The 22,900-nt window shown below is 40.5% G+C and carries 20 protein-coding genes, 1 tRNA gene, 1 pseudogene and 1 riboswitch; of the genes and pseudogenes, 16 read left to right on the top strand and 6 right to left on the bottom strand.

Annotation, left to right across the window (positions count from 1 at the left end):
- Positions 1–152: 152 nt before the first annotated feature.
- A pseudogene (locus JFV29_RS27560) lies at positions 153–406 on the top strand (ParM/StbA family protein); the annotation flags it as partial.
- Between the two features lie 84 nt (positions 407–490).
- Here the strand turns inward: JFV29_RS27560 and JFV29_RS27555 are convergent.
- Positions 491–826 carry an FAD-binding oxidoreductase gene (locus JFV29_RS27555; protein ID WP_201187631.1) on the bottom strand — a complete coding sequence of 112 codons (336 nt, stop codon included), beginning with the start codon at positions 824–826 and terminating at the stop codon, positions 491–493.
- Between the two features lie 311 nt (positions 827–1,137).
- Between JFV29_RS27555 and JFV29_RS27550 the strand changes: the two genes are divergently transcribed.
- Together JFV29_RS27550 and JFV29_RS27545 are read left to right on the top strand one after the other, a co-directional pair.
- A complete protein-coding gene (locus JFV29_RS27550) occupies positions 1,138–2,331 on the top strand; it encodes a ParM/StbA family protein (protein WP_201187630.1) in 1,194 nt (397 codons plus the stop codon).
- Positions 2,332–2,339: 8 nt separating this feature from the next.
- Positions 2,340–2,888, top strand: coding sequence for a hypothetical protein (locus tag JFV29_RS27545; protein WP_201187628.1), 549 nt, complete (start codon positions 2,340–2,342; stop codon positions 2,886–2,888).
- A gap of 99 nt (positions 2,889–2,987) precedes the next feature.
- Here the strand turns inward: JFV29_RS27545 and JFV29_RS27540 are convergent, their stop codons facing one another.
- Positions 2,988–4,280, bottom strand: a complete 1,293-nt coding sequence (locus JFV29_RS27540; RefSeq protein WP_201187626.1) for an NCS2 family permease — start codon at positions 4,278–4,280, stop codon at positions 2,988–2,990.
- Positions 4,281–4,610: 330 nt separating this feature from the next.
- Between JFV29_RS27540 and JFV29_RS27535 the strand changes: the two genes are divergently transcribed.
- The 4 genes from JFV29_RS27535 to JFV29_RS27520 all read left to right on the top strand — a co-directional run bounded on the left by JFV29_RS27535 (position 4,611) and on the right by JFV29_RS27520 (position 9,376).
- Positions 4,611–6,173, top strand: a complete 1,563-nt coding sequence (locus JFV29_RS27535) for a DEAD/DEAH box helicase (RefSeq protein ID WP_201187624.1) — start codon at positions 4,611–4,613, stop codon at positions 6,171–6,173.
- A gap of 15 nt (positions 6,174–6,188) precedes the next feature.
- On the top strand, positions 6,189–7,097 hold the full coding sequence (locus tag JFV29_RS27530) for a phosphotransferase (protein ID WP_201187621.1): 909 nt from the start codon (positions 6,189–6,191) through the stop codon (positions 7,095–7,097).
- Positions 7,098–7,130: 33 nt separating this feature from the next.
- Positions 7,131–8,318 (top strand): class I SAM-dependent methyltransferase, encoded by a 1,188-nt coding sequence (locus JFV29_RS27525; RefSeq protein WP_242486958.1) that lies wholly within the window; start codon positions 7,131–7,133, stop codon positions 8,316–8,318.
- 104 nt (positions 8,319–8,422) lie between these two features.
- A complete protein-coding gene (locus JFV29_RS27520) occupies positions 8,423–9,376 on the top strand; it encodes an ATP-grasp domain-containing protein (RefSeq protein ID WP_201187619.1) in 954 nt (317 codons plus the stop codon).
- Positions 9,377–9,479: 103 nt separating this feature from the next.
- On the opposite strand, the gene JFV29_RS27515 is transcribed toward JFV29_RS27520, so the two are convergent.
- Entirely contained in the window at positions 9,480–11,030 is a 1,551-nt protein-coding gene (locus tag JFV29_RS27515) for an ABC-F family ATP-binding cassette domain-containing protein (protein WP_201187617.1), read from the bottom strand.
- 358 nt (positions 11,031–11,388) lie between these two features.
- On the opposite strand from JFV29_RS27515, the gene JFV29_RS27510 reads away from it, so the two are divergent.
- Positions 11,389–13,581 carry a DNA topoisomerase III gene (locus JFV29_RS27510; protein WP_201187616.1) on the top strand — a complete coding sequence of 731 codons (2,193 nt, stop codon included), beginning with the start codon at positions 11,389–11,391 and terminating at the stop codon, positions 13,579–13,581.
- A gap of 54 nt (positions 13,582–13,635) precedes the next feature.
- Here JFV29_RS27510 and JFV29_RS27505 read toward each other — a convergent pair whose 3' ends face one another.
- The 3 genes from JFV29_RS27505 to JFV29_RS27495 all read right to left on the bottom strand — a co-directional run bounded on the left by JFV29_RS27505 (position 13,636) and on the right by JFV29_RS27495 (position 14,870).
- Positions 13,636–13,803: a hypothetical protein gene (locus JFV29_RS27505; RefSeq protein WP_201187592.1), complete on the bottom strand. Its 168-nt coding sequence runs from the start codon at positions 13,801–13,803 to the stop codon at positions 13,636–13,638.
- 305 nt (positions 13,804–14,108) lie between these two features.
- Positions 14,109–14,585 carry a GNAT family N-acetyltransferase gene (locus tag JFV29_RS27500; protein WP_201187590.1) on the bottom strand — a complete coding sequence of 159 codons (477 nt, stop codon included), beginning with the start codon at positions 14,583–14,585 and terminating at the stop codon, positions 14,109–14,111.
- A gap of 211 nt (positions 14,586–14,796) precedes the next feature.
- A tRNA-Arg gene (locus JFV29_RS27495) sits at positions 14,797–14,870 on the bottom strand.
- Between the two features lie 398 nt (positions 14,871–15,268).
- Between JFV29_RS27495 and JFV29_RS27490 the strand changes: the two genes are divergently transcribed.
- The 8 genes from JFV29_RS27490 to JFV29_RS27455 all read left to right on the top strand — a co-directional run bounded on the left by JFV29_RS27490 (position 15,269) and on the right by JFV29_RS27455 (position 22,896).
- Entirely contained in the window at positions 15,269–15,886 is a 618-nt protein-coding gene (locus tag JFV29_RS27490; RefSeq protein ID WP_201187588.1) for a hypothetical protein, read from the top strand.
- Positions 15,883–16,497 (top strand): hypothetical protein, encoded by a 615-nt coding sequence (locus JFV29_RS27485; RefSeq protein ID WP_201187586.1) that lies wholly within the window; start codon positions 15,883–15,885, stop codon positions 16,495–16,497. Before JFV29_RS27490 ends, JFV29_RS27485 begins: the two co-directional genes overlap by 4 nt.
- Positions 16,494–17,624 (top strand): ABC transporter substrate-binding protein, encoded by a 1,131-nt coding sequence (locus JFV29_RS27480; RefSeq protein ID WP_201187584.1) that lies wholly within the window; start codon positions 16,494–16,496, stop codon positions 17,622–17,624. Before JFV29_RS27485 ends, JFV29_RS27480 begins: the two co-directional genes overlap by 4 nt.
- A gap of 14 nt (positions 17,625–17,638) precedes the next feature.
- Entirely contained in the window at positions 17,639–18,637 is a 999-nt protein-coding gene (locus tag JFV29_RS27475) for a FecCD family ABC transporter permease (RefSeq protein WP_201187582.1), read from the top strand.
- Entirely contained in the window at positions 18,634–19,476 is an 843-nt protein-coding gene (locus JFV29_RS27470; protein WP_201187580.1) for an ABC transporter ATP-binding protein, read from the top strand. Before JFV29_RS27475 ends, JFV29_RS27470 begins: the two co-directional genes overlap by 4 nt.
- Before the next feature lie 103 nt (positions 19,477–19,579).
- Entirely contained in the window at positions 19,580–20,467 is an 888-nt protein-coding gene (locus tag JFV29_RS27465) for a polysaccharide deacetylase family protein (protein WP_342366590.1), read from the top strand.
- Positions 20,468–20,554: 87 nt separating this feature from the next.
- A riboswitch (cobalamin riboswitch) is annotated at positions 20,555–20,731 on the top strand.
- A 178-nt stretch (positions 20,732–20,909) separates the two neighbouring features.
- The gene (locus JFV29_RS27460; protein WP_201187578.1) at positions 20,910–21,878 is read left to right on the top strand and encodes an ABC transporter substrate-binding protein; all 969 of its coding nucleotides are present in this window, start codon (positions 20,910–20,912) and stop codon (positions 21,876–21,878) included.
- Complete coding sequence (locus JFV29_RS27455; RefSeq protein WP_242486957.1) at positions 21,841–22,896, top strand: FecCD family ABC transporter permease; 1,056 nt, start codon at positions 21,841–21,843, stop codon at positions 22,894–22,896. The genes JFV29_RS27460 and JFV29_RS27455 overlap by 38 nt, the downstream gene beginning before the upstream one ends.
- Positions 22,897–22,900: the final 4 nt, after the last annotated feature.

Below are 22,900 nucleotides of genomic sequence, written 5' to 3'. Positions count from 1 at the left end.
GTGTACATATTTGTTACTGATGTATACGAAAATGTATACAATTCGACAAATAAGGCTACAATTTATGAAGGATTGACTAGTATAGAAACACCTTTTCTATGCTTAATAGAGTGCTCCACCTAAATTTTTTATGAAAAAGAAGATGTTTTTAGATGAGTTCTAGAATCGCAGCAGCAGACGTAGGAAATGATGCAATTAAAGCTATTTTTGGAAAGCTAGAGTCTGTGAACTATATATACCAAATGTCATTGCAAAAAACATTGGAAGGGATACATATTAGAGTCCATTCATCAGCACTAAAAGACAATAATGCCATTTATCGTGTGGGAATTTAGCGACAAAAAGTGATAACCCAACAGAACTAGACTTGGGGAGCAGTAAATCAGAGGGAGACCAAACATTAGTATTTGCGTAAACTAAACATCTTGTACATTCAATAGAATGTTCTTCTATCAATCCTTTGATAAGCCCCATTCCTTCAGTGTTGGCTTCATAGTCTAGCCTTTTCCTCACCGTGGTCAGTAATCAACTGGTCGTAAATCAAGCCATGATGGGCCGTGATTTTTGCGATTGTCTGGCCAGTTGTTCTATTAAGTATTTCGCCTGCCTCAATGAGTGTGGCTTTCACACCTTGCTTGGCTAATAGATAGGCTGAGGTGATACCAGAAATTCCTTCAGCAACAATTAAGACATCAGCTGTTATATCCGTTTCTAGCTTAGAAAACGAAGGAAAGATAAAGTACTGCGCCAATATGGCTCCGGATATTGGGGGAGTTCTGTATTTTTTTCGGTCATTTTTAATATCTCCATTTATTACCGCTCCCAAAATTTTCTTTTATATATACGCTAGCTTTTATAAGAAGAAGATTTTTAAAAGTTAGTTATTTTATTTGTTTACAATTATGTATGCAAGTAAACAAAAGTAGATGGTTTGTACACGAAAAAGTAAACAGGTTTACAAATGAGTACACATGGTTATATATAACGTGTGTACATATTTGTTCCTAATGTACACAAAAATGAATACAATTCGACAAATAAAGCTACAACTTATGATGGATTGACTATTATAGAAACCTTTTCTATGCTTAATAGAGTGCTCCACCTAAATTTTTTTATAAAAGGGGATGTTTTTAGATGAGTTCTAGAATCGCAGCAGTAGACGTAGGAAATGATGCAATTAAAGCTATTTTTGGAAAGCTAGAGTCTGAATTATATATACCAAATGTCATTGCAAAAGACATTGAAGATCGGCCGGTCATAGGAATCGAAGAACTCGATGAAAAAAACCCATTAGAAGGGATACATATTAGAGTCCATTCACCTGCCCTGCAAGACAATAATGCCATTTATCGTGTGGGAAATTTAGCGACAAAAAGTGATAACCCAGCAGAACTAGATTTGGGGAGCAGTAAATCAGAGGAAGACCAAACATTAGTAATGCTTTTTGCGGCTCTTGCATTGGATGCTGCCAAGCAAGGGAATAATGATAAGTTCAAAAAAGTAAATAACGTTGTCGAAGCGAATTATACGCTGGGCACAGGTCTACCTCTTCGGGAAGTTAAGGAAGGGAAAGATGTTGGATACCGTTCGAAGTTACTGGGTTCCGTTCACCAAGTAGAATTTTTAATTACACCCAAATACCAAGGTATGAAGGTTAATATCAAATTTGATGAAGTGAAAGTCTATCCAGAGGGCTTCGCCGCATACATTAATTTAGTCATGGACAATGATTTGAATATCATTAACCGTGAATTAATAGACAGAAGAATTCTCATTCAAGATATTGGCGGACTATCGACAGATATCGCGGTCATTAAAAACCGTAAAGTTGACGATGATAAGGCGCAAGGATTCAATCTTGGAGTAGCTGAGGCTCTTGAATCTATTCGTGAAGAAATCAGAAAAAAACACGGTGTCGAGTTGGATAGCAGACGCGATGTCGTTGAAATCATCACGAAGAAAAACGACCGTAATCATATTATGGTTCGCGGAAGCCGGACAAGCGTCCATGATATCATCGACCGGATTTTAGGAGAACTTGCGAAAAAGCAATACCGTCACCTACGTAACGTATGGCAGAAAAACTCGCAAACGGAAATCTGCTATTTTGTCGGCGGAGGATCGATTGTCTTGAAAGATTATCTGAAAACGCTAAATCAAAATTTTGATGGCTACAATATAGACTTTTTTGAAGATGAACGGGAAAGCGTTTGGATGATGGCCAACGCCTATTATAAATTGATTTCGGATTTTAATCGCCGGAATTCAAAGGAACAACATCAATCCCAGCAAAAGAAGAAAGAACATAGATCAGGTGCTGTTAAATAGGTGAGAGAATGAAAAAAACAGCTTCTTCTGAAATCAAAAGAGGACAAGCCATCACTTTTCGTATCCCTTCAGATGTATCAGATTATACGTTAAGACAGCTGCAGAAATTGAAGGAAACAGAAAGAAGGAATTTTTCCAGTAAAATTGCCGAGTATGTTCTCGATGGAATCGGACAATCCACCCATCAGGAACGGGAAATGATTGCTCTACCCATGCCGAACAAGCTTAGCAAATCTCAGCGTGACTGGCTCAAGCATTCCCACTCAGAAGCTATGCTTGGAACGATTATGTACCATCTTTTATCCGATCCTTTACGCGCGACTGCCTTGCTAGCCTCATTGAACAGTAATGTAATTAATGAGGAGATTTATTTGCAGGATGGGCCCGAAGAACAGGAACAGGATACTGAAGTGGTGCAGAAGGAAATATCTAAGAAAGATTTGGATGACTTTGATTGGAGTTTGGATGAAACCACACAACAAGTGGAGGAACCAGAACCTGAAGAGGAAAACCTTGATGATCTTCTTGGTGATTTTCTTGATCAAATGAATCAATAAGTATGTAGAAGGGTATCTGACAACATGTTGGATATCCTTCTTTTTTATTAACGGGGACTTTCAAAAAAAGAAGGACCTCAGGGCCCCCTCTTGAATGAATTAAGCTAGGAAAATTAATTGATAGAGGAAAAGAATTGCAAACATGTACACTAACGGATGCACTTCTCGGAACTTTCCTCTAGCCATTTTTAAAATAGGATAAGTGATGAATCCAAGTGCTATCCCATTGGCGATACTTGATGTTAACGGCATTGCGACAATGACCAAAAAGGCTGGGAAAGATTCATCAAAATGCGTCCAGTCAATCTCGTTAATGCTTTTAATCATCATACTTCCTACAATAATCAGGCTTGGTGCGGTGATTGCCGCTACATTTGAGACAGCTCCGATAAGGGGGCTGAAGAAGGCGGTTATTAAGAAAAGAATAGCTACGACAAGAGCTGTTAATCCTGTTTTACCGCCTGCACCTACGCCAGCAGAAGACTCAACTGAGGCAGCGGTAGGGCTTGTACCGAACATGGCACCAACAGTTGTACCAATGGAGTCTGCAAAGAAGGCACTCCCAGATTTCTCAAGCTTCCCATTTTTCAACAATCCAGCTTGACGTACAATTCCAAGTAACGCTCCGGTTGTATCAAATAGCATGACAAGTAAGATTGAGAAGACAACTCCATATAGCCCGTAGTTAATGACATCTGCAATAGATGTGATTGGATTAGCGACGATTATTCCCTCAGGTAATGACGGTGTCGAAACAAAGCCATCAATTTTTAACTGTCCAGTAAAGAAGGCGATAATGGCTGTGACGATCATTCCAATGAATATTGCTCCCTGCACATTACGTACAATTAACACAATCGTTATAACCAAACCAATTAACGTAAGTGCCACACTAGGGTCTCTAAAACTTCCAAGGGTAACTAGATTGGATTCATGACTTGTAACAACGCCTGACAAACGAAGTCCAATAAAGGTGATGAAAAGTCCAATTCCAGCACTGATTGCGTGCTTCAAATTATTGGGGATGGCTTCAATCAATCTTGATCGGAAAGAGGTAAGTGATAAAAAGATAAAAATAATCCCTGTAACAAAGACTGCCGAAAAGGCAACTGTATATGAGATATTATGAGTGCCTAGCACTGAGTACGCAAAATAGGCATTCAACCCCATCGCAGGTGCTATGACAATTGGATAATTGGCTAAAAGAGCCATGCAAAGAGTACCTACTATGATTGCGATGATGGTTGCTGTGAAGGCCTGGTCAAAGGGGACCCCGGCATCAGAAAGAATCATTGGGTTTACAACTATGATATAAGCTAATGTTAAAAAGGTTGTAAGCCCCGCAAGTACTTCCGTCTTAATATTTGAATTCCGTTCTTTTAATTTAAACATGCGGTTACTCCTCTTTTTATATACAAAAAATCCTTGTACTAATCATTACAAGGAGGAGGTGCTTACCCTTTTTTCAAGTAAGTAGCTCGGTAGTATAATTTATTTGATAATAAAATCTTATAAATTATATTAGAAAAACAACTAAAGTACAATAGCGTGTAAAATTTACAGTGACAGGTTTTCTCGAAATTAGATAATGATATACTAACAAATAGCTTAGATTAAGGAAGTTTCCCTTAGAGTATAACTCCGCAACGTTCCTTAAGACGATTTACAAGTTTTTTAATGGGAAAAACAAGGGAATGACAAATTTAGAGAGTAGGTTTATATATGACAAATTTCATCGACTTGGGCGTTAGCCCGGCGATTAACGCGATATTAAAACAAATAGGAATTTCTAACCCGACACCTATCCAGGAGAAATCCATACCAGATATTCTTGCGGGAAGGGACGTCATCGCGAAGGCACAGACAGGGACTGGGAAGACCTTGGCGTTTTTGTTGCCGATTTTAGAAAAAGTAGATCCGACAGCATCCCACATCCAATCGTTAATTGTTACACCAACTAGGGAATTAGCTTTGCAAATCACAGCGGAACTGAAAAAGTTTGCTAATGAAATTGAGGAGCTGCAGGTGCTTGCTGTATATGGTGGACAGGATGTCGAACAGCAAATGAAAAAGTTGACACGAAATATTTCTGTCGTGGTTGCCACGCCAGGGCGGCTTTTAGATCATTTACGAAGAGGCACCATTGATTTATCGCAAACACAGACACTCGTTCTGGATGAAGCTGACCAAATGCTTCATATTGGCTTTTTACCGGAAGTAGAAGAGATTATGGGGCAGCTTCCAGAAGAACGGCAGACATTGCTCTTTTCTGCCACAATGCCTGAACAAGTTCATCAGCTAGCTAAACGCTACATGAATAAACCATTAACTGCGGCAGTAAAGGCTGATCAAGTTACAGTCGAGCAAATCCGTCAACTTGTTATCGAGACGACAGATCGTGCCAAACAGTCTTCATTAATTACCATAATAAAAGAAGAACAGCCTTACCTAGCCATTATTTTTTGCCGCACTAAACGCCGTGTTTCAGTCTTGAATGATGCTCTAAAATCCGCTGGTTTTAATTCTGAGGAACTTCATGGGGACCTTTCACAGGCTAAACGAGAACGTGTTATGAAAAACTTCAGAGATGCAAAGCTCCAATATTTAGTGGCAACGGACGTTGCGGCGCGGGGGCTGGATGTAGAAGGAGTGACCCATGTATTTAACTATGATGTCCCTGAGGATGCGGAAAGTTATATCCACCGAATTGGTCGTACAGGACGAGCGGGTGAGAATGGTCTAGCCGTAACCTTTATTGCCACTAAGGATTTGCAGCTGTTAAGTGATATCGAAAAAGGAATTTCAATGAAAATTGAACGAAGAACAATTGAAGGCGTCAAAATGTTCCAACCTGATGAGACGGGTCATAAAAAGAAGCGTTATGAAGAATCTTCAGAAGAGGGAACTCGTCGCCCACGTACAGGAGGAGGTCGCCGCCACAGAGAGCGTATAGATACAAGAGGGCCTAATCGAGGAAGTCACCGTTCTGCTAATCAAGCAGACAACCGTGAATTAGAGCTAGAGAAACCACGCGGAGGTCGTACGGAAAATAGTCGTGGACCGAAACGTGAGAATCCAAGTGGAGGTCGTACGGAAAACAGTCGCGGGCCGAAACGTGAGAATTCAAGGGGAGGACGCCCAGAAGACAGCCGTGGACAGAAGCGTGATAATACCCGTGGTGACCGCCAAGGAGACAGCCGGGGAGCAAAAGGGGGAAATACCCAAGGGCCAAGTAATAGGAGAGGCGGGTCTGGGGGCTTTTCAAATAGAGGAAGAAACCGGTAAAAGGAGGCGATGGAAGTGGAAAAGCCTTGGTTGGCGGAATATCCAGTTTCCTTAGAGCTAGCAGAGAAATTAATCAGGCTGCAGTTTCCAGAAATTGAGTTGAAAGAGATAAACCAACTTGGGGAGGGGTTTGATAACACGGTCATTCAAATTAATGAGCAATATGTATTCCGTTTCCCTCGACGCCCTATTGCAGTTACGTTAATCCAAGTGGAAAATCAACTTCTGCCCTCGATAGCAGGTAACTTTCCACTTGCTATACCTGAGCCGATTTTTTTTGGAAAACCAAGTAGCATTTATCCATATCCCTTTACAGGTTATAAAATGGTAAAGGGATACTTGCCTGTGGAAGAATCAGTTGAAAATAAGATTATATCGGCAAAAAGATTTGCCCATTTTTTAAAAGAACTTCATAGTTTTCCTGTTGAAAAAGCGAAGCGATTAGGTGTAAAGCCTGATGGAATGATGAGGCTCGATATATCCTTTCGCCAGAAAATGCTAATGGAAAATGTCTCAACTCTATTAAAACTAGGTTACTCTGAGCAGGCGTATGCCGTTAAGGATTTTTTTGAAAAACTCAAACCATTGAATGTTCATCATCCAATCTCACTCGTTCATGGAGACATTCATATCCGGAACGTTTTACTCGATAAAAAAGGTGTTCTCGCTGGAATTATTGATTGGGGAGATGTTCATATCGGAAACCCAGCTATTGATTTTTCCTTTTTATACAGCTATTTTCCAAAAGAAGCACGCCAAGTATTTTTTGGGATTTATGGTGACATCGATAAAGAGATGGAGTGCTTGGCCCGGTTCAGAGCAATATATATGCTTGTTACTTTACTCGTTTATGGCATTGATCGTCAGGATGAAAAGCTGATTGCTATAACGAGCACTGGTTTGAAATTTGCTATAGAAGAATAATTGTTACTTTCTTTTAATGATTGGGAGGTTAATATGAAAGCAAGTTATTTTCATACAATTACGTTAATTGGGAAAATGTTGGATAAATCTAACGTTCCTTATCAATATACAGGTCAATCTGCTCTGTTTGTGCAAGGAGTGGAGGTTGATGAGTATAAGAACATCACCATTGATGTGCAATGGGATGTCTTTAATGAGGTTTTTGAGCTGTTTTCCAAATTCGCCCCTACGCAGCCTGAAAAAAATCCTGAGAGTTCTTCTTTTCTATTGGAGATTGATGGGGTTACAGTCACAGTTCGCTGTTTGTTTAACATGACTATTAAAACAGATCCTTATCGATTGTCTATAAAGATTGGAGAAATGGAGATTTGGTGCCGGTCATTGTACAGTTATTTATACGACGAGGAAATGAAGAAGTACAGTGCTGAAATTCATGCCTACTTATCTGCCGAGCAGCAGGGCTTCACAGCTGAAAATGAACAGGCATGGAACCAGAATAATTATTTAGCGCTTGTCAATCGTTACGGAAAACCCAAAGAACTGGCATCTAAAATCAGACAAAATCCCAAATGGAGACTGCATCCATTTTATAAATATATGGGAGATGTAACAGGCAAAAAAATCACTCATTTAATGGGGTCAAATGGCGTTAAAGCGGTTGCCATGGCCATCATAGGGGCCAATGTCAAGGTAGTTGATTTTTCTCAGGAAAACGCGACTTTTGCAAATGAATTGGCAAAAGAGGCCGATGTTTCGATTGAGTATATCATCTCTGATGTGCTGTCATTATCATCAGAACATGTATCTGAGAAACAGGATTTGGTTTTAATGGAGCTGGGTGTGCTTCACTACCTAATTGATCTTCAACCATTATTCGAAAAAATTAAAATGATTTTAAAGCCAGGTGGACGATTCATTTTACATGAATTCCACCCGATTTCAACAAAACTCATTACCTCTAATGGTAAAAAGCATAAGGTGGCAGGCAACTATTTTGCTCCAGCAATTGAAAACAACGAGGTCGCTTTTTCCAAGCATATGCCGGATGAAGAAAAAGAGAGCCTTTCAAAAGTGGTTCAGCGTAAATGGACAATAGGAGAACTTATAACGGCAGTAGGTCAATCAGGGCTTGCAATCAAGGTGCTTGAGGAAGAACCAAACCATAAGATCCACGATATCGGTCTTCCGAAAACATATACCTTGGTAGCGGAACGAGTGTAAGGATGCAGTTAAAAGTGTTATGCATATAAAAAGGATGTTTGTATTAATGTCTCTATGCCCTCAGATAAAAACATTAAATTTTAAACAATCAGGAGGAACCTTTTATGAGTAAAATTTATATCATTCATGAAAATGAGGAATGGACTGCCCATTTAACCAAAAGAATGAATGAGTTAGAACTTCCCTATGAAGAATGGCATCTTGATCAGGGTGTGGTGGATTTAACAGAGGAACCGCCAGAGGGCGTTTTTTATAGCCGTATGAGTGCAAGCTCACATACTCGTGGGCACCGATTTGCTCCTGAAATGACAGAATCTGTGCTAGCGTGGCTTGAACAGCATAATCGTACAGTCTTCAATGGGACACGAGCGCTTCGTTTGGAGGTCAGCAAAGTCAATCAATATACGGCACTGACAAAGGCTGGAATTAAGACTCCGCAAACGATCGCAGCTGTAGGCAAGGAAAATATCATGAAAGCAGCAGAGAAATTAAATGCCGCTTCGTTTATCACGAAACATAACCGTGCAGGTAAGGGACTCGGTGTTCAATTATTTCACTCAGTAGAAGCATTGAAACATTATGTGGAAGGTCCAGAATTCGATGAGCCAGTTGATGGGATTACATTAATTCAGGAATACATAAAAGCACCGGAGCCATTCATCACCCGTTGTGAATTCGTGGGTGGCAAGTTTATGTATGCGGTAGAGGTTGATACATCCGAAGGTTTCGAGCTTTGTCCGGCAGATGCCTGCCAAATTGGTGACTTGTTCTGCCCGATCGGTGAAGAGGTAGTAGAAAAACCAAAATTTCAAATTGTGCAAGATTTTCATGATCCGATTATTGAAAAATATGAAGCGTTTTTACAAGCAAATGAAATTTCGATTGCAGGAATTGAATTCATTCGTAACAGCGATGGTGAAATCTATACTTATGACATCAATACCAATACGAATTATAACAATGACGCTGAGGAAGCAGCAGGCCAATATGGCATGCTTGAATTAGCGAAGTTTCTAGGATCCGAATTGGCGAAACAAAACATGAACAAAAATAAATAATAAAAAGTGATGCTGACTGAAAGGGGATTTTATAACCATTTCAGTCTTTTTTTTGACATACAAAGAAGGTGCCCCTTCTCAAGCGGGCACCCTCTAAAAAAAATTAATTTTGGTTCGACCATTCTTCTACATCCCATACTTTGGTAATCCAATCTTCATAGAAATCAGGTTCATGACAGACAAGGATAATCGTTCCCTTATACTCTTTTAATGCACGTTTTAGTTCTTCTTTCGCGACAACATCCAAATGGTTCGTCGGTTCATCAAAAAGCAGCCAGTTACTTTCTGTAAGCATGAGCTTACACAAGCGGACCTTCGATTGTTCACCACCACTTAAGTGGCTCATTGGACGTGTAATGTGCTCGTTTTTCAAACCAACTCGAGCAAGGATGGCGCGTACCTGTGGTTGATCGAGATGTGGGAATGCATTCCATACTTCATCGATCGGTGTCGTGTTGCCTGCTTTCACTTCTTGCTCAAAATAAGAAGAGAAAAGGAAATCGCCAAGGGATCTTTTTCCGCTTAGAGGATCAATTTTACCAAGAATCGTTTTTAACAGCGTAGATTTTCCTACTCCGTTACAGCCGACTACGGCAATTTTTTCCCCTCGTTCGATGGTCATCGATAGCTTTGGAAGCAATGGACGGTCGTAGCCAATTTCCAAATCCTCCCCTTCAAATACATAACGGCTGCTCGCACGTGATTCTTTGAAGTCAAAAGTCGGTTTCATTGCAGTCTCCGGACGATCGATGCGTTCCATGCGGTTCAATTGCTTCTGACGACTCTTTGCCCGACCGGTCGTTGAGTAGCGGGCTTTATTTTTTGCAATGAAATCTTCCTGCTTTTTAATGAATTCACGCTGTTTTTCATATGCATTGATGTGCTGATTTTTATTCAATTCGGCAAGCTCCAGGAATTTTTCATAAGTTGCCGTGTAACGAGTCAATTTTGAAAATTCAAGATGGAAAATGACGTCGACGACCCCGTTCATGAACTCGGTATCATGTGAAATTAATAAGAATGCATTAGGATATTCCTTTAAGTAGCTGCTCAACCAGCGGATATGCTCCACATCCAAGTAGTTCGTCGGTTCGTCAAGGAGCAGTACTTCAGGCTGTTCTAAAAGTAACTTGGCAAGTAAAACTTTTGTCCGTTGTCCACCGCTTAGGGCAGAAACGTCACGGTCCAATCCGATTGCATCTAATCCCAAACCGCGTGCTGCCTCTTCAATTTTAATATCTAGATTGTAAAAACCACCGGCTTCAAGCTTGTCCTGGATTTCACCCATTTGTTCTAAAAGTTCTTCAAGTTCTTCAGGAGTAGCTGTCCCCATTTTCTCTGTTACTTCATTCAATGCTTTTTCTTGCTCGAATAACGGTAAGTACGCATCCCTTAAGACGTCGCGAATCGATTTACCTTTTGAAAGAATCGTATGTTGATCAAGATAGCCGTATTCGACACCAGGTGTCCACTCAACCCGTCCTTCATCGTGAATCAGTTGTCCTGTAATGATATTCATCATTGTTGACTTCCCAACACCATTTGCCCCGACTAGACCTACATGCTCGCCAGCCATTAGACGGAAGGAAACATCCTTGAATAAGGTACGATCGCCAAAGCTGTGTGCTAATTTATCTATAGAAAGTAAGCTCATTTATATTGAACCTCCCAATTAATTTGAAAAAATCTCTACGTTTCATCATACTAAAATCTGTACTAGATTGCTATCTAATCTTATTTACATATGAGCCCTCTATTAAACGGAGTGAGTGAAAGGATCATGTTCGAAAACTTATATAGATTGGCTTATAACTACTGACTCTTGACCAATCGAAAAACGGGTTACGAATCTTCAGGCAAACAGTGGCTGAGGAATAATTGTTTCTTAATAATGAACATGAAACAGTATTGGGAATCATGTTTTTTGCGTCTTATGTCTTTGTACTTTATCGCTCCTGCATAAATTATATGAGATAATGAGGGAAGCAGTTTAAAAGGGAAAGGATGTTATTATGAGTAAAACAGTCGTACTGGCCGAGAAACCATCGGTCGGAAGAGATATAGCAAAAGTGCTGAATTGCGGAAGAAAGGGTAATGGCTTTTTTGAAGGCGATCAGTATATCGTTACTTGGGCACTCGGTCATTTGGTGACCCATGCCGACCCGGAAACTTATGATGAAAAATATAAAACGTGGCGTCTTGAGGACCTGCCTATGCTGCCTCCTTCCTTAAAATTAGTCGTGATCAAACAATCAGGCAAGCAATTTCAATCGGTTAAAACGCAATTGAACCGTAATGATGTCAAGGATGTCATCATTGCGACTGATGCAGGTCGTGAAGGAGAACTTGTTGCACGCTGGATTCTCGAGAAAGCGAATGTGAAGAAGCCCATCAAGCGGCTTTGGATCTCCTCTGTAACGGATAAAGCTATTAAAGATGGCTTTAAAAAGCTCAAAGAGGGAAAAGAGTATGAAAACCTATTCGCCTCTGCGGTAGCTAGAGCGGAAGCAGATTGGATCGTAGGTATGAATGCAACACGGGCGCTCACAACCAAGCATAATGCCCAGCTATCCTGCGGTCGGGTTCAAACGCCAACGCTTGCGATGATTGCCAAAAGAGAAGAGGAAATCAAACAATTCCAGCCTAAGAAATATTATGGTGTTTCGGCAACAGCAGAGTCTAAGTTGCGACTCGTTTGGCAGGATGCTCAATCAAAAGATGTCCGCACATTTGATAAAGCGAAGGCAGAAAAGGTTCTTACAGCTGTTAAAGGGAAACAGGCGGAAGTGGTGGAAGTGAACAAATCCCATAAGAAAAGCTTTGCGCCTTCTTTATATGATTTAACGGAGCTTCAACGGGAAGCCAATAAGAAATTCGGCTATTCGGCGAAAGAAACGTTATCGATCATGCAGCGCTTATATGAGAGCCATAAGGTCTTGACTTATCCAAGGACGGATTCACGCTTTTTATCAACGGATTTGGTTGATACGCTAAAAGAACGATTGCAGGCGGTCAGCATCAAGCCGTATGCCCAGTATGCTTCGAGAATTCTGCGCAGCCCGATCAAGGCCAATAAATCGTTTGTGGATGATAGCAAGGTTTCCGATCACCACGCAATCATCCCGACTGAGCAAACGCCGCTTCCGGGGAAACTGAGTGACAAAGAATCGAAGATCTATGACTTGGTTGTCAAAAGATTCCTGGCTGTATTAATGCCTCCGTTTGAATATGAACAAACGACTATCACCGCTAAGATAGGTCAAGAAACGTTCATTGCTAAAGGGAAGGTCGTCTTGAAATCAGGTTGGAAGGAAGTCTATGATCATCACTTCGATGAAGAAGAGGCTAAGGATGGCCTTGTTGAGCAACTGCTTCCTGCCGTTCAAAAAGGTGACAATTTAGTTATCTTAACTGTGAAACAAACAGATGGAGAAACAAAACCACCGGAACCATTCAATGAAGGATCATTGCTATCAGCAATGGAAAACCCTGCTCGCTTCATGGCAGGGGAAAGCAAGGAACTCATCAGGACTTTGGGAGAAACAGGCGGGATTGGTACCGTTGCGACCCGGGCTGACGTTATTGAAAAATTGTTCAATAGCTTCCTGATTGAAAAGAGAGGGAAGGGTCTTCATGTTACGTCGAAAGGGAAGCAGCTCCTCGAGTTGGCTCCTGAAGACTTACGTTCTCCGGCATTAACAGCACAATGGGAACAAAAGCTAACGGCCATCGCAAAAGGAAAGCTGCCAAAACAAGCTTTCATCGGCGATATGCGTACCTATGCCAAAAATATCGTTCATGAAATCAAAAATAGTGATCAAAAATTCAAGCATGATAATGTTTCAGGAACGAAATGCCCGGATTGCGGCAAGCTGATGCTTGAAGTGAATAGTAAAAAGGGGAAAATGCTTGTCTGTCAGGATCGTGAATGTGGACACAAAAAAGGTGTTTCACGTGTAACAAATGCCAGATGCCCGCAATGTCACAAAAAGATGGAAATGCGCGGTCAAGGAGAAGCACAAACATTCACCTGTAAATGCGGTTTTCACGAAAAACTTTCTTCGTACAATAAACGGAGAGGGCAAAATAAAAACCAGCGGGTATCGAAAAATGAAGTCTCCAATTATATGAAAAAGCAAAATAAAGAAGAACCGATCAACACAGCCCTGGCGGATGCCCTGGCTAAACTGAAATTCGATAAATAAAAGAAAAAGGATGGAGCAATCGCTCCATCCTTTTTCTTTATATTACTGCTTCGACTAAATTTCATTCAGTACGGTGCCATGTAATTCATATTCAAGTGTGTTGTCCATTTTTTGTGTGTGTTTATCCGAATCTACTCGTATGAGCGTACTGAATGGCTGCTGATCACCTGGACTGAAAATCGCTTCATCATTCTCTGGATTCCATAGGCTGTAAATACTCATAATCTGTATCCTCCTTTGGGTGAGAAGACTAGTAATTCCCTTCTTGATTATCATCTAACTTTTCAATTAACTCTAACGCTGATCACCGGGACTAAACACCGCTGCGTCATTCTCTTTGTTCCATTGGCTTCTGATTGTACTCATCGTGCACATCATCTCCTTTGGTGAGAATGTCTTACAGTATTTGTATACCCGGCTAGGACAGGTTAAAACATTTATTTTCAAAAAAAGGTGTAATTATATATTCGATGTAAGGTATATCCATTAATTTTCAGCAGATATATATTCAAAAAGGTAAAGATGAATTAAATGGTCAATTTCATAATGTATTGTTCGCCAATCATTCCGACCCTTCTCATACCGGTATCTTGAAATCCAACCTTTATATATAGTTTTTGTGCGGGGATGTTCTTATGATTAACAGCTAATACAATTTCATCACAATTAGGAAATTCTGATTTAACAAACTCGGCCAGTAGGAGCATGCCTTGTTTTGCATAGCCCTTTCCCTGCTTAGCATGATCAACTGATAATGCAGTCAGCAACATGGCATTCGGATTAGTCGAATATTCAATTACGCGATCTGTTGAATGCAGTAAAAAGAAACCTACAGGTTCATCATCACTTAAAATGACGATACGATGCTGTCCTTTTGTTACTTCAGTAAAATTGTTGGGCAAGGTAGTAAATAGGCCTTGTTCTTCAGGGAGTTCAAAATGATTTAGTTTTTCGGAATATTCATCTGAAAAATGCTTTAACTCAATGAAATTTACCATTTCCATAAAATGATTCCCCTAACCTTTTTGCTTTACATTACCATAAAATAGTCGATTTTTTGCATATCTTTGATAATTTCAAAAAGAAAGATCACTTGAAATGTAAAACCATGAGAGGCTGCACGATCGATAACTAAAATTTGGATAGAGCCATACCAAAAGAAAAAACCCTGTTACGACGCAGAAGAACCGCATTGTAACAGGGTTTTAAAATTAGCGTCCCAGATAGGAATCGAACCTACGACCTACAGCTTAGGAGGCTGTCGCTCTATCCTACTGAGCTACTGGGACATATAAAAAGTTCAACGACCTATTCATTATATTTCTTATAGGCAAACTTTTCAAGTTAATAGCTTATACTTATGAAAATATTCATCATAATAGCTTAACAAGTGATGATGTTCAGTGTTAATAGTCGGAGAAAGCTTGGTAATGATGGTGTCTAATATAAGAACCTTGCTTGAGTTCAGAAGGGGAAGCAAGCCATTTATTAAAGCAAAAAGAGACTATGTTTCCTGAAGATTCATAATATATTCATTGACATTGATAATCATTATCAACTATACTGAACCCATAGTAAATACTCTATTTCAAGAAAATAAAATTAGTAATAGACATTAGAAGAGTGGCGATTTTTCAATTATTACCAAATGAATATATTATATTAATATAAGAAAAGTGAGTGAGTTATGAAACCTATTGCATATATAAGTACGGATATTCAATTTACAAGGCTTCAGGAGATTGACTACAAAAGAGGGTTAGTATTTCTGCAATTATATGATATTCCATACGCTGATTTATCTGCATATGCGGGAATCCTAATCACGAATTTTGTAGAAGAGGCCTTCTTACTTGATCATAAAAACATCCTTGAAGACTATTTAAATGATGGTGGCGTCATTTTTTCACAAGCTGAAAATTTCCTTCCTTGGCTACCTGGTTGTGAGAATTGGAAGCGTTCTCCTGTTTCCTTGCGAGACCGTGAAATCCGTCTTACCGAGCCCGTGCATCCAATGTTCTATGGAATTGATCCTTATGATTTGAATCATAAAAAAGGAGTTCGGGGCTTTTTCTCAAGAGGATACTTAGAGGCTCCTGAACATTCGGAAGTCATTGTTGAGGATCAAGATGGGAAAGCGATCATTTATATCGATCGGAAAACGACGGGTGGCACGATTGTTGCTGGAGCTGGAACAGACCTTTACCGTTTCGGTATTGAAGAAAATAGTTCACGCGTTTTAAGCACTCAGATGCTAAATTGGATTCGTCAAGAATATGAAGCAAACAAGGAGGAACAGAAATGAAAGTAGCAATTTTAGATAACGGTTACAGCTTTCATCATCGCTTCTTTCAAATGGAAGAGTTCGCTTATATGTATGACGATGTGCTCCAAATTCGGCAGCTACATACCTATGACTTAAGTCAATATGACACGCTAATTGTTAATGATCGGATGTCGCTACTACTTTTAAAACGATACCAATCGTATTTCATTAAATTCCTTCAGGAAGGAAAACGATTAGTCGTTTTCGGCGAAGTACTGGACAATTGGCTTCCGGGAGTATATTGGGAGAATTCAGAAGTGAATTTTAGTTGGTGGGTGAAAGAGCACGGAGACCTGCCGTTAACAGCTAATAATATAGATCATCCGTTGTATCAGTATGTATGTCTGTCAGATATGAAATGGCATTATCATGGAACGTTCAAAGTTCCGGAAGGTGCAAAATCACTAGTGGATACACCGGACGGCCGCTCAATTATTTATACAGATGACGTGTCATATAACGGAGAATTAGTTATTACTACACTAGATCCAATCTTTCATATCGGATTAGGATTCATAGATCAATCCAAACCATTTTTACATGGGATGGCGAAATGGCTTAGAAAAGAAGTACGGGAGAGAACATCATGAAGAAAAAATGGACAATGTTAGCGGCAACAACTGTGGTGGCAGCCTTGATTACAGGCTGCGGCAATACAGCGGAAGAAACAAAAGGAGATACAGCTGAAAAACAAACGACGGCTGAGGAGAAAGTCATTCAAGATCAGCTTGGCCGTGACGTAACTGTACCGGGTAAAGTCGAGCGTATTGCGGTTGGTGGGATTCTTCCATACTTTTCTACATGGTATGTGGCTACAAACTCAACAAAGGAGGTTGTTGGATTACATCCGAATGCTTATAATGCGGCGGAGAATTCCATCCTTGCTGACATGTCGCCGGATATTTTAAAAGCGGATACGTCGTTTATTAAAAATGGTGAAGTGAACGTAGAAGAATTAATGAAAATCAATCCGCAGCTTTATTTTGAAAACTCACAGAATCAAAAATCTATTGATAAATTAGAGGATGCAGGCGTTTCTGTGGTGGCCTTAAGTGCTATTGATGTAGCGGCAGCTGAACCATTAGCGACTTTTAACAGTTGGTTGAAAGTGACGAGTGACATTACTGGAACAACTGAGAGAACGGACATGTTCTTGAAAAAAGGCAAAAAGGTCCAAGCTGAGTTGGATGAAAAATTGGATGGTATCAAAGAGAAAGATAAGCCAAGAGCATTAATACTATACCAACACAGCGATAAAAGCATTATGGTTGGCGGTAAAAACTTCTTTAGTAATCAATGGCTAAACGCAACAGGAGCATACGACGTTACGGCAGAAGAAGTTACCGGAACAAAAGAAGTGAATATGGAGCAAATTTATAAGTGGAATCCCGATATTATTTACATTACAAACTTTTCAACTACACAACCTGAAGACCTAACAAACAATGTATTTGAAGGTCAAGACTGGAGTCAGGTAAAGGCTGTGCAAGCAGGAAATGTTTATAAAATCCCTCTGGGTATTTACAGATGGTTCCCACCAAGTGGGGATGCACCGCTTATGTTGGAGTGGATGGCACAGAAAAATCATCCTGAACTATTTGACTATGATATGAAGAAAGAAATCACAGACTATTATTCAGAATTCTATGATTACGATGTAACGGAAGAACAAGTAGAGAATATTCTGCACCCTTCTTCTGATGCTGCAAAACAGTAAAGTAGGGAATGAATATGAAAAAATGGAAAACGCTCCTGTTCTGGATTTTACCAATTGCCATGGTTATTTTGTCTCTAAGCATTGGACGTTACGGAATGGATTTAGGGACTCAAATCAAGATATTGCTATCAACTGTGTTTCCAATTGACCAAACTTGGACGCAGATGGAAGAAACAGTGGTCCTGCAAATACGCCTGCCGCGTATTTTGCTTGCCTTGTTAATAGGTGCTGGTCTTTCAATCGCAGGTGCCTCATTCCAAGGTATGTTTGGCAACCCGTTGGTTAGTCCGGATATCCTTGGGGTTTCGGCTGGTGCCGGGTTTGGCGCTTCCCTTGGGATTCTATTACTAGGTCATGGCTTCGCTACACAAGTGATGGCACTTGGTTTCGGCCTAGCGGCAATCGTCTTTACCTTCGTGATTAGCGGAAAAAAAGATTCACCCGTTTTCATGCTTGTTCTGGCTGGTGTCGTTACATCGGCATTATTCCAGGCGTTGATTTCCTTGATTAAATTCGTCGCTGACCCGGAAGCAAAACTGCCAGCGATTACTTACTGGCTGATGGGAAGTCTTGGTACGGCAACATATAAGGACTTGTATATCGGGGGACCGATTATCCTTGTGGGCATTCTGATTCTATATTCCCTTCGTTGGAGAATAAATTTATTGACGTTGCCTGAGGATGAAGCTAAAACACTTGGTATTCCAGTAACACGTTTGAAGTGGACAGTTATTTTTGGCGCAACACTTATTACTGCTGCTTCCGTTGCGATAGGCGGTATCATTGGCTGGGTTGGGTTAATTATTCCTCACGTTGCAAGAATGCTAGTTGGTAATAACAATCAACTAGTCTTACCAGTATCTCTTTCAATCGGTGGAGCCTATTTATTGTTGATTGATAATCTGGCTCGCTCGGTAACGGCTACAGAAATTCCACTCTCAATCTTGACGGCAATTATAGGTGCACCATTTTTCGCAATATTGCTTAGAAAAACAGGAGGTGGCTGGTCATGAGAATTGAGGTGCAGGGAGGAAATTACTTTTATGCTCGGAAAAAAGAAGAAGTTCCTTACCTTTACCAAACAGACATTAACTTTTCGCTGAATGACGGAGAGATAATGGCGATACTAGGACCAAACGGTGCAGGAAAGACAACGATGTTAAAATGCATCACAGGTCTTCTGGACTGGAAAAAAGGTCAAACGCTCATTGATGGAAAGCCGCTTCCTTCGCTTTCACGCAAAACCGTCTGGAAACGGATTGGTTATGTTCCGCAGGCGCATAAAATGGTATTTGGTTTTACACTCGAAGAATTGGTCATTATGGGAAGAGCCCCATACATCAGTGCGCTTGCCCAGCCTTCCGTGAAGGACCGTGAAGCCGCTCACCTAGCCCTGGAAACTGTAGGGATTGGCCATCTTGCTGGGAAGTCCTGCAATACAGTCAGTGGTGGTGAGTTGCAACTAGCGTTGATTGCACGTACGCTGGTATCAGACCCGGAAGTGCTCATTCTCGATGAACCGGAATCCCATCTTGATGTTCAAAAGCAGGTTGTGATTTTACAGACATTAAAGCGTTTGTCACAAGAAAAGAAAATCTCTTGTATCATAAACACGCATTACCCAAACCATGCGTTTTTCCTTGCTGACCATGTGTTAATGACAGCCAAACAAAAGCCGGTCGTTTACGGGGAAGTCCAGGAAGTAATGACAGAATCCCGGATGAAGGAATACTTCGGAATTGAAATGAAGAAGATTATTTATGAAGAAGATGAGAACTTTTTGATTGAAACGATGGTGCCGAAAGATTTAGGCATTCCGCGTGATCAAAGTACTTGTCGATTTACTAGTTAAAAAAAGGCAGCCACCGGGTTGCCTTTTTTTTCGCTAAATGGAATACTTTATTATTTACTAGTTTTCTGGTACTATTATGCTAGAAAAAATTAGGAGAATGATAGTGAGGAAATACAGAGTTTTATTGATGGTAGCATTGCTGGGAATTTTAATTTTGCCTTCATGCTCACAAGGGGTTTTAGAGAATATAGGTACAAAGACGGCTGCACCGATTGCGGAAGATAACATTGAAGTGGTTGCAGCAGCGGAGAATGACGTCGGGCAGAATTCGGAGGACAGATTATATCCTGAACAGATCGATACGAGAAACTGGATAAGAGCCGAGTCCACGGTTCAACTTCCAATATTGATGTATCATAGTATTTCTGAAGGTAATAACCTTCGGGTACCAAGAGAGGAATTTCAATCACAAATGAACTGGCTTCGGGAGAATGATTACTATACATTATCCCCTAGGGAAGCATTTCTTGTTTTAACGGAAAATCGGATGCCAAGTGAAAAGTGTGTCTGGCTTACTTTTGATGATGGCTATACAGATAATTACACGGAGGCTTTTCCTATATTAAAAGAATATAATATGAAAGCTACTGTTTTTATGATCGGGAAATCTATTGAAAAAAGTCATCACCTGACGGAAGAACAAATGGTGGAGATGAGCGAGAATGGGATTTCTATTGAAAGTCATACTATCAACCATCTTGAGCTTAACCGTATGACGGTAGGGCAGCAGGAAGCTGAAATGGTACAGTCAAAGGATTTATTCGATCGTATTCTCCAACAGGACACGACAGTACTTTCATATCCTGTTGGTCGGTATAACGAGGAGAGCCTTAGGTTGTCAGAAGAAGCTGGATACAAGATGGCAGTAACCACCGAAGCTGGTGGAGCTTCAAGGGACCAAGGGATGCATGCACTACACCGAGTTCGGATTTCACCCGGATTGTCAGTCGATGGATTTGCAGCGCTGATTGAAAATGCATCACGTTATTAATTGAAGACAAGGTATTTCGGAATCAGTCTGAAAAATCATATAATAATCATTTCTTACATAGTGTATAATGAAAAGCAGTGAAAATTATATACATATGAACGATTTGGTGTCTTAATGACTTAAAAGGGAAGTTGGTGAAATACCAACGCGGTCCCGCCACTGTAAATGGGAGTTAGCGGCTGTGTACCACTGTATGTGAGATATGGGAAGGTGCCGTTGACGATGACCATTAGCCAGGAGACCTGCCAAGATTCGTACACCTGTAACCTACGCGGATGGGAAGGTGTGTGGCAGACCTTCTGAGTCCGTAATTATATTGTTGCCATACAAGCATCTTCCGTTTGACGGGAGATGCTTTTGTTTTGAAATTCGCTTCTTCACTTCAGGATGCGTTTTCTTTAGGTGGTCGGAAATTGAATTAAAAGATTGTGGGGGATGTAAAATGAAGAAAATCTATGGTCTGATTCTAGTGATGTTACTAACTGCAGGTATTATGGTTGGTTGCAATGATACATCAAAAGAAGGAACGAAAGAAAAGCAACAAACGAATCATACTGAAAACCAAGCTTTCCCGATTACGATAAAAGATGCAACGGGTGAAAAAGTAACGATAGAAGAACAACCAAAGAAAATTGTTACATTGATACCAAGTAATACAGAAGTGGTCTTTGCACTTGGTTTGGGTAAAAAGGTTGTTGGTGTATCCGACATTGATAATTACCCGGAAGAAACGAAAGAAATTGAAAAAGTTGGCGGAATGGAAATGAACACGGAGTTAATCGTTTCCTTAAAGCCTGATCTTGTTCTTGCTCATGCATCCAGTGCCCATAATTCGAATGAGGGATTGCAGCAGCTTAAGGATGCTGGAATAGATGTCCTTGTAGTCAATGATGCACAAAGCTTTGACGAAGTGTATGAGTCTATTGATATGATTGGACAGGCAACGGGAGAACATGATAAGGCAAAAGAAATCGTTGCGAATATGAAAACGAAACTGAAGAAAATTCAGGAAAAAGCTAAATCCGTTAAGGATGAGGAAAGAAAAACCGTTCTAGTAGAGGTTTCGCCATCACCGGATATTTATACACCTGGAAAAAATACATTCATGAATGAAATGCTTAACATAATTTCAGCGAAAAATGCAGCAGCCGAATTGGACGGGTGGGCGAAAATTGACGAAGAGTCTATGATTGCTGCAAATCCGGATGTCATTATTACAACATATGGTTATTATACAAAAGATCCAGTCAGTGAAGTGACGGGCCGAAAAGGATGGGAAGATGTAGCTGCTGTTAAGGATGGTCAAGTCTTTGATGTCCATTCTGACTTAGTGACCCGTTCTGGTCCACGCTTAATAGAGGGAGTAGAGGAACTTGCCAAATCAGTCTATCCGAACCTATTTGACAACTAAGTGGGCGTTTGCTTATTTGATTGCGTTATTGTTTTTGCTTTTCGCAATGACGTTTGGCATTTCCTTTGGTTCGGTGTCAGTACCGATTCCAGCGCTTATACAAATTATCGGCAAGGAATTTTTTCATTTACCAATCTCAGTTGAGCCAGATGTGATGCTGACGAATATCGTAATGAACATCCGCCTGCCACGTGTATTACTTGCAGGTTTGGTTGGGGCTTCGCTTGCGATTGCCGGGGCAGCCTTTCAGGGACTGCTCAGGAACCCGCTTGCTGACCCCTACACATTAGGGATTTCATCAGGAGCATCAGTAGGCGCTGTATTGACATTGTTTTTGAATATATCATTGCCGTTGATCGGTTTATATACCCTACCGACGTTAAGTATTATGTTTTCATTGCTTACGATTTTCTGTGTGCTAACTTTTGCGAGAAAAATGGATCGATCGATGAAAGTAGAAACAATTATTTTAACCGGAATCATTTTCAGCTCGTTTTTAAGTGCCTTCATCTCATTAATGATTGCGTTGACGGGCGAGGAATTAAGACAAATCATCGGATGGCTGATGGGAAGCGTTTCAATGCGCGGCTGGAATTATATCGCGATTATTTTGCCGTTTTTTATCATTGGTTCGTTGATCTTGATTATGAATACCCAAGAATTGAATGCGATGACGTTTGGGGAAGATCGTGCAAAGCATTTGGGTGTGAATGTTCAGCGGAGAAAAATGTGGATTCTGATAGCTGGTTCGATATTAACTGGGGCAGCCGTTGCTGTTTCGGGAACGATTGGCTTTGTAGGATTGGTTATTCCTCATTTGGTTCGTAGGATTTGGGGGCCAGATCATAAGCATTTATTGCCGTTATCTTTGCTCGTAGGAAGCGGATTTTTAATTTTGGCTGACCTTGTAGCAAGGACGATCATTGCACCTTCGGAACTGCCGATTGGTGTAATTACCTCACTAATCGGGGCCCCGGCATTTGCCCTGATTTTATTAAAGAGACGGAGAGAAGGGTAGAATT

It is taken from the genome of Peribacillus sp. TH16 (assembly GCF_016651095.1).
Classification (GTDB): domain Bacteria; phylum Bacillota; class Bacilli; order Bacillales; family DSM-1321; genus Peribacillus; species Peribacillus butanolivorans.
The sequence above is the reverse complement of the archived record's forward strand: the minus strand, read 5'-3'. Positions and strand labels throughout refer to the sequence as shown.